This window comes from Sandarakinorhabdus sp. (assembly GCF_041689835.1).
GTDB lineage: Bacteria > Pseudomonadota > Alphaproteobacteria > Sphingomonadales > Sphingomonadaceae > Sandarakinorhabdus.
The window spans coordinates 1-6908 of sequence record NZ_JBDNFM010000213.1 but is presented as its reverse complement, the minus strand read 5'-3'; the positions used below and the strand labels follow the sequence as shown (position 1 = coordinate 6908).

Here is a 6908-nt window from a genome sequence, read left to right as displayed (position 1 = left end):
CTGCCCCCCATCATCGCGAGCTGGTTTGCGAATCGCGGCTGGCACGTGCGCGAGCATCAATTGGCGATGATCGCGGCGGCGGCCGCTGGCCGTCACGCGCTGCTGACGGCCCCCACTGGCGCGGGCAAGACGCTGGCGGGGTTCTTGCCGACGCTGGCTGATCTGGCGACAACACCCCACGAGGGCCTGCACACGCTGTACATCTCGCCGTTGAAGGCGCTGGCGGTGGATGTGCAGCGCAATCTGATCACGCCCGTCGAACAGATGGGCCTTGATATCAGTGTGGAAACCCGCACCGGGGATACGCCGGCAGCGCGCAAGGCCCGGCAAAAGGAGCGGCCGCCGCACATCTTGCTCACCACGCCCGAAAGCCTGGCCAATCTGCTGTCCAACCCGGAAGGCCCGGCGATGATGGCCGGCGTCAAGCGGGTCATCATCGATGAAATTCACGCCTTTGGCACCACCAAGCGCGGCGACCAGTTGTCGTTGTGCCTGGCCCGGCTGCAACGCATCGCGCCGGGCATGCGGCGCGTTGGCCTTTCGGCCACCATTGCCGATCCGGAAAGCTGGGCCGGCTGGCTGGCGCCCGATGCCGATGTGGACCAGGTTGACGTGGTGGTGGCCAGGGGCGGCGCCGATCCGGCCATCGATATCCTTGTGATCGACGACCGCATCCCGTGGGGTGGCCACAACGGCCGCTGGGCAGCGCGCGCCGTGATGCGCCGGATCGAAGCGGCGCGGCTGGCGATCGTGTTCGTCAACACCCGCGCCGTGGCCGAACTGGTGTTTCGCGATCTGTGGGCGGAAAACGACCAGTCGCTGCCTGTTGGCATCCACCACGGCAGCTTGGCGCCCGAAGCCCGCCGCAAGGTGGAAGCGGCGATGGCAGCCGGCCGGCTGCGCGGCATTGTCGCCACCTCCAGCCTCGATCTCGGGCTGGATTGGGGCGATGTCGATCTGGTTATCCAGATGGGCGCCCCCAAGGGCGCGTCGCGGCTGCTGCAACGCACGGGGCGCGCCAATCACCGCATGGACGAAGCCAGCCGCTGCCTGATCGTGCCGGGCAATCGCTTTGAATATCTGGAGGCGCTGGCGGCGCGCGATGCGGTGCTGGCGGGGGAACTGGATCCCGATGGCTTTCGCCCCGGTGCGCTGGATGTGCTGGCCCAGCATGTGGTCGGCTGCGCGGCGGCCGGGCCGTTTTTCCCTGATGAACTGTATGACGAGGTGAAAAGCGCCGCGCCCTATGCCGGGCTGACGCGCGCCGCGTTCGAGGCGGTGCTGGGGTATGCGGCCACGGGCGGTTATGCGCTGAAGGCCTATGAACGCTACCAGCGGCTGGTGCCGACCAAAGACGGCCAGTTGCGGCTGCGGACGGCGGCGCTGGGCCGGCAGTGGCGGATGAACAGCGGCACCATCGTCGAGGCGGTGGCCATGAACGTGGTATTTGGCAGCGGCAAATCGAGCCGCCATGGCAGACGCTTGGGCCAGGTGGAGGAGTATTTCGCCAGCCAGCTGCAACCCGGCGACAGTTTCATGTTTGCCGGCCAGGTGCTGGAAGTGACCGGGTTCGACGGTGCCGATGTGCATGTGCGGCTGGGCCGGGGCAACCCCAAGGTGCCGGTTTATGCCGGCGGACGCATGCCGATGACGACGCGGCTGGCGGCGCGGGTGCGCGGCCTGATGAACGACCGCGCCCGCTGGCTGGGCATGCCGGGCGATGTGCGCGAATGGCTGGCGATTCAGGACCGCGTCTCGCAGCTGCCCGGCGAGGATGATGTATTGGTGGAAACGTTCCAGCGCGATGATCGCTGGTACATGGTGGTGTATGGTTTTGCCGGCCACGCCGCGCACCAGACGTTGGGCATGCTGCTGACACAGCGCATGGAGCGCGCCGGGCTGAAACCGCTGGGCTTTGTCGCCAGCGATTACGCCATGGCGTGCTGGAGCCTCGATCCGGTCGATGATCCGCATCCGCTGTTTGATCCCACCGTGCTGGAAGATGAACTGGCGGAATGGCTCGCATCATCGCCGTTCCTGCGCCGGGCGTTTCGGGAGGTGGCGATCATCGGCGGCTTGATCGAGCGCACCCAGCCCGGCGCGCACAAGACCGGTAAGGCGATGAGCGTTTCATCCGATCTGATTTACGACGTGCTGCGCCGGCACGAACCAGACCATCTGCTGCTCACCGCCGCGTGGACCGATGCGCGCGGCAAACTGACCGATGTGGCCCGGCTGGCGGCGCTGCTCGAACAGGCGCACGCACGGCTCAGCCATGTGCGCGCGGCGCGGGTGACACCGCTGGCGGTGCCGTCGTTGCTCACCATCGGGCGCGAACGGGTGGGCGACAGTGCCGACAGCGCGCTGCTGATAGAAGCCGAAGCCCTGATCGCCGAAGCAATGCGGATTGATTGACCGGTGGGCACGCGAGGGCCTAACGCAGGCCCATGTCTGTTGCCTTTTCGTTCGCCGGAGAAAGCTTCCAGCCGCTGCCGTGCGGCGCGCTGTGGTGGCCGGCCGAGCAGACGTTGTTTGTTGCGGATCTGCATTTTGAAAAGGCCAGCCATTTTGCCCGCAAAGGCTGGCTGCTGCCGCCGCACGCCACGGCCGACACGCTGGCCAATCTGATCGCGGCAGTGGAAACCACCGGGGCGCAGCGGCTGGTGTGTCTGGGCGATTCGTTCCACGATCAAGCCGGACCCGAACGCCTGGCGCCCGAAACCCGCCGCGCGCTGATGACGATGACCCGCAGCCTCGATTGGTGGTGGATCACCGGCAACCACGACGAAGATGCCGCCGCTGTGCTGGGCGGGCGCGTCATGGCGGAAGGCCGCATCGGCCCGCTGGTGCTGCGCCACGAAGCCGATCCGGGCGATATCACGCCGGAATTGTCGGGGCATTTTCACCCCAAGCTGGTGATCCGTCACCGCGGCCGCCACATCGCACGGCGCTGCATCGCGCACAGCGCCACCAAGCTGATCCTGCCGGCCTATGGCGCGTTCACCGGCGGGCTGGATCTTGCCGACCCAGCTGTGCAGGCAGCGCTGGCCGGGCCAGCCACTGCCTTGGTGATGGACGGGGAACGGTTGCTGCGCTTTCCGGTGGGTTGACGGGCGCGGCGGCACGGGGGACGCTGTACGCCATGAGCGATTATGATCTCGTTATTCGGGGCGGCCATATCGTCGATGGCAGCGGCGCGGCGGTTTTCGACGGCGACGTGGCTGTAAACGCTGGCCGCATTGCCGCTGTCGGCGCCGTGAGTGGGCGCGGGATGGACGAGATCGATGCCAAGGGCCTGCTGATCACGCCGGGTTTCGTTGATGTGCACACCCATTATGACGGGCAGGCGACCTGGGACCAGCGGTTGCAGCCGTCGTCCTGGCACGGCGTCACCACGGTGATTGCCGGCAATTGCGGGGTGGGATTTGCACCGTGCCGGCCGCAGGATCAGGATCGGCTGATCCGCCTGATGGAAGGCGTGGAGGATCTGCCGTTCCCGGTGCTCAAGGCGGGCCTGCCGTGGAACTGGCAGAGCTTTCCCGACTATCTGGACAGTCTGAGTGCCCGCGCCTTTGATATGGATATCGGCCTGCAACTGCCGCACGCAGCGCTGCGCGTGTTCGTGATGGGGGAACGCGGCGCCAATCGCGAGCCGGCCAGCGCGGATGATATTGCTGCGATGGCGGCATTGGCGCAAACGGCCATGGAAGCCGGCGCGATGGGCTTTTCCACCTCGCGCACGCTCAACCACCGCACCTCCGATGGCCAGCCGACGCCAACGTTGACGGCGGCCGAAGACGAATTGATGGGCATCGCACTCGCGCTTGGCCGGGCGAAAAAGGGCGTGCTGCAATTCGTTTCCGATTTCGCCAATCCCGAAGCCGAATTCGCCATGATGCGCCGGCTGTGTGAAGCCTCGGGCCGGCCGCTCAGCTTTTCGCTGGCGCAATCGCCGGCAGCGCCCAGGGGCTGGCGAAAATTGCTCGATCTGCTCGAACAGGCTACCGCTGCCGGCCTGCCGATGAAGGCGCAGGTGGCGGCGCGGCCGGTTGGCGTGCTGCTGGGGCTTGATCTGACGCTCAATCCGTTCAGCCTCCACCCCGATTGGCGCAAGGGCGACAGCCTTGCCGAGCAGCGCCGGAGCCTTGCCGATCCGGATTTCGTGGCCTGCCTGATCGCCAATCCGCCGCCAGCCGGCAATGTGCTTGGCACCGCGCTGCTGCACCGTTGGGGCGACATGTACCAGCTGGGCAATCCGCCCAATTACGAACCGCTGCCCGAAACCAGCCTTGCGGCGCAAGCGATGCGGCGCGGGGTGGCGTTTGAAGTGGTTGCGGCGGAATGGCTGCGCGCGGGCATGATTTATGTGCCGTTCCTCAATTTTGCCGATGGCGATCTGGATGCCGTGGGCGCCATGCTGGCGCATGCCGATACGATTCCCGGCCTGTCCGACGGCGGCGCGCACGTGGGCATGATTTGCGACGGCAGTTTTCCCACCACGCTGCTCACCCACTGGGCGCGGGATCGCAGCCACGGACGGCTGCCACTGGAGCATCTGATCAAGCGCCAGGCGCATGATACGGCGCGCGCCGTTGGGCTCACCGATCGCGGGCTGATTGCGCCGGGCCAGCGGGCGGACATCAACTTGATCGATCTCGATCGCCTCGCCCTGCTGCCGCCCGAGGTGGAGCATGATTTGCCGGCCGCCGGCCGCCGCCTGTTGCAGCGCGCCCGCGGGTACCGGGCGACGCTGGTAGCGGGCCAAGTGACCTACCGCGACGGTGAAGCCACCGGCGCGCTGCCCGGCCGGCTGCTGCGCGGTGCGACAACGGCTTGAACCCGAAGTATTTTGCCGCGCGATGGAACCATTTCATCGAAGTTTCGCTTGACCAGTTGGAACGGTTGGCAATGGATGTCTGCCGAATGCAGAGGTCATGATGCCCGTAAAACCAGTCAAAACTGCCGTGTTTCCCGTTGGCGGCCAGGGCACCCGCTTCCTGCCTGCCACCAAGGCCATGCCCAAGGAAATGCTCCCCGTCGTCGACAAGCCGCTGCTGCAATATGCGGTAGATGAAGCCCTGGCCGCCGGGATCGAGCGGTTGGTATTTGTCACGGCGCGCGGCAAGGGCGCGCTGGAGGATTATTTCGATATTGCCCGGGAACTGGTGGACAGCTTGAAGGCCAAGGGCAAGACGGCGGAACTCGCCATCCTGGAAACCACCCAGATCGAACCTGGACGGCTGGTTTATGTGCGCCAGCAGGAGCCGGCTGGGCTGGGCCACGCCGTGTGGTGCGCCCGCCATGTCGTCGGGCGCGAGGCGTTTGCCGTGCTGCTGCCCGACGAATTGCTGTGGAACCCGGCAAACCCGGCGCTGAAGGAAATGCATGCCGCCTATGAGCGGCTGGGAGGCAACATCATTTCGGTGCTCGAAGTGCCCGAAGAACATACCCAGCGTTATGGTATTGTCTCGCCCGGCGCAGTCGATGGGCTGATCACCGAGGTAAAAGCACTGGTGGAAAAGCCGGCACCGGGCACTGCGCCGTCGCGGCTGGCTGCCATCGGGCGGTATATCCTGCAACCCGAGGTGATGGACGTGCTGGCACACGGCAAGCGCGGCGCCGGCAACGAAATCCAGCTTACGGATGCGATGGCGGAAATGATCGGCCAGCAGCCGTTCCACGCGCTCACGTTCACCGGCACGCGCTTTGATTGCGGTGACAAGGCCGGGCACATCACCGCCAACATCGCATTGGCGCTGGAGCGGGACGATGTGGGGCCGGCCGTGCGCGAATGGCTGCGCGCCAACTACGCCTAGGCGGTCAGGGCAGGCCAACCACCTGCAGCGCCCGCAATTGGCGGACAGACCGCGCCGCCCGCACCTCGCCCGCTACCACCAGCCGAACCGGGCCGTCTGCTTGGGAAAGTGGCTTGCCGTCGCAGGCGGTCGCCACCAGCACCGGCCGATTGCCCAGCTTGGCATCAAGTTCGCCCAGGCTGAAGGTGACGCGGTAACCATCGGCGGCCTGCGCCACGATCAGCGTCGTCAACGCCGCCCCGCGCAGCGCCTCGCCCGCTGGCAGGCCGGCCGCTGCCGCCAGATCGGCCAACCACGCCCCGGTGCACACATGGCTTTGCCCATGCGCTGTCAATGTCGCGCTAGCTGCTGGCAGCCGGGCCAGGCTGGCGGCGTCAATTGGCAGGCTGGCGGGCAACGCGGCCGCGGCGGCAAGCGAGGCTAGAATGGCGACGATCATGCGCGCGGGGGCTTTCGGCTGTGACTGGAACGACACGATAGCGCCGCCTGTGTCATCCGCAACATTGACGGGCGGTGGATTCGCGATAGGTGACGGCGGATGACCGACGCCCATTCCCCCTTCGATGCCCGCTTGCTGCGCGATGCCTTTGGCTGTTTTACCACCGGGGTCACGGTGGTGACCAGTCAATCCCCCAGCGGCGAACGGGTGGGCCTGACGGCAAACAGCTTCACGTCGGTCAGCATTGATCCGCCGTTGCTGCTGTTTTGCCCGGCCAGCGGTGCCTCGGCGTTGCCGGTGCTGCGCGAATCGGGGCGATTTGCCATCAATATTCTCGCGTCGGATGGTCAGGCGGTGGCCGATCGCTTCACCAAGCGCGGCATCGACCGTTTCGCCGATGAAGATTGGCAGGATTGGGACGGCGTGCCGGTGCTGGCCAGCGCCAAGGCGGCCTTTGCCTGCACGCTGCACGCCGATCACGATGGCGGCGATCACCGCATCATCGTTGGCCGGGTGACGCGCCTTGCGCTGGATCAGGGCCGCGAGCCGCTGCTGTATCTGCATGGCCGCTATCGCCGGGTGCATGTTGGCTGAACCCGGCGCCTCGGATCGCCCCGCGGCGGAAACCGCAGCCCAGCGCCGCGGAGACGCGG

General features: G+C 66.6%; 6 protein-coding genes. 5 read left to right on the top strand and 1 reads right to left on the bottom strand.

Going from position 1 to position 6908, the window contains the following annotated elements; all coding sequences use genetic code 11:
• The 4 genes from ACESL8_RS11510 to ACESL8_RS11495 form a co-directional block, all read left to right on the top strand.
• Positions 1-2415 (top strand): ligase-associated DNA damage response DEXH box helicase (locus ACESL8_RS11510; protein ID WP_372918973.1); only part of this gene is annotated, 2415 nt, incomplete at its 5' end.
• Positions 2416-2447: 32 nt separating this feature from the next.
• The gene (pdeM, locus tag ACESL8_RS11505; protein WP_372918971.1) at positions 2448-3110 is read left to right on the top strand and encodes a ligase-associated DNA damage response endonuclease PdeM; all 663 of its coding nucleotides are present in this window, start codon (positions 2448-2450) and stop codon (positions 3108-3110) included.
• Between the two features lie 32 nt (positions 3111-3142).
• Entirely contained in the window at positions 3143-4837 is a 1695-nt protein-coding gene (locus ACESL8_RS11500) for an amidohydrolase family protein (RefSeq protein ID WP_372918969.1), read from the top strand.
• Positions 4838-4937: 100 nt separating this feature from the next.
• Positions 4938-5816, top strand: coding sequence for a UTP--glucose-1-phosphate uridylyltransferase (locus ACESL8_RS11495; RefSeq protein ID WP_372918967.1), 879 nt, complete (start codon positions 4938-4940; stop codon positions 5814-5816).
• A gap of 4 nt (positions 5817-5820) precedes the next feature.
• On the opposite strand, the gene ACESL8_RS11490 is transcribed toward ACESL8_RS11495, so the two are convergent.
• Positions 5821-6291, bottom strand: a complete 471-nt coding sequence (locus tag ACESL8_RS11490; RefSeq protein ID WP_372918965.1) for a molybdopterin-dependent oxidoreductase — start codon at positions 6289-6291, stop codon at positions 5821-5823.
• 63 nt (positions 6292-6354) lie between these two features.
• Here ACESL8_RS11490 and ACESL8_RS11485 point away from each other — a divergent pair, with 63 nt between their 5' ends.
• Positions 6355-6849, top strand: a complete 495-nt coding sequence (locus ACESL8_RS11485) for a flavin reductase family protein (protein WP_372918963.1) — start codon at positions 6355-6357, stop codon at positions 6847-6849.
• The last annotated feature ends 59 nt before the right edge of the window (positions 6850-6908 follow it).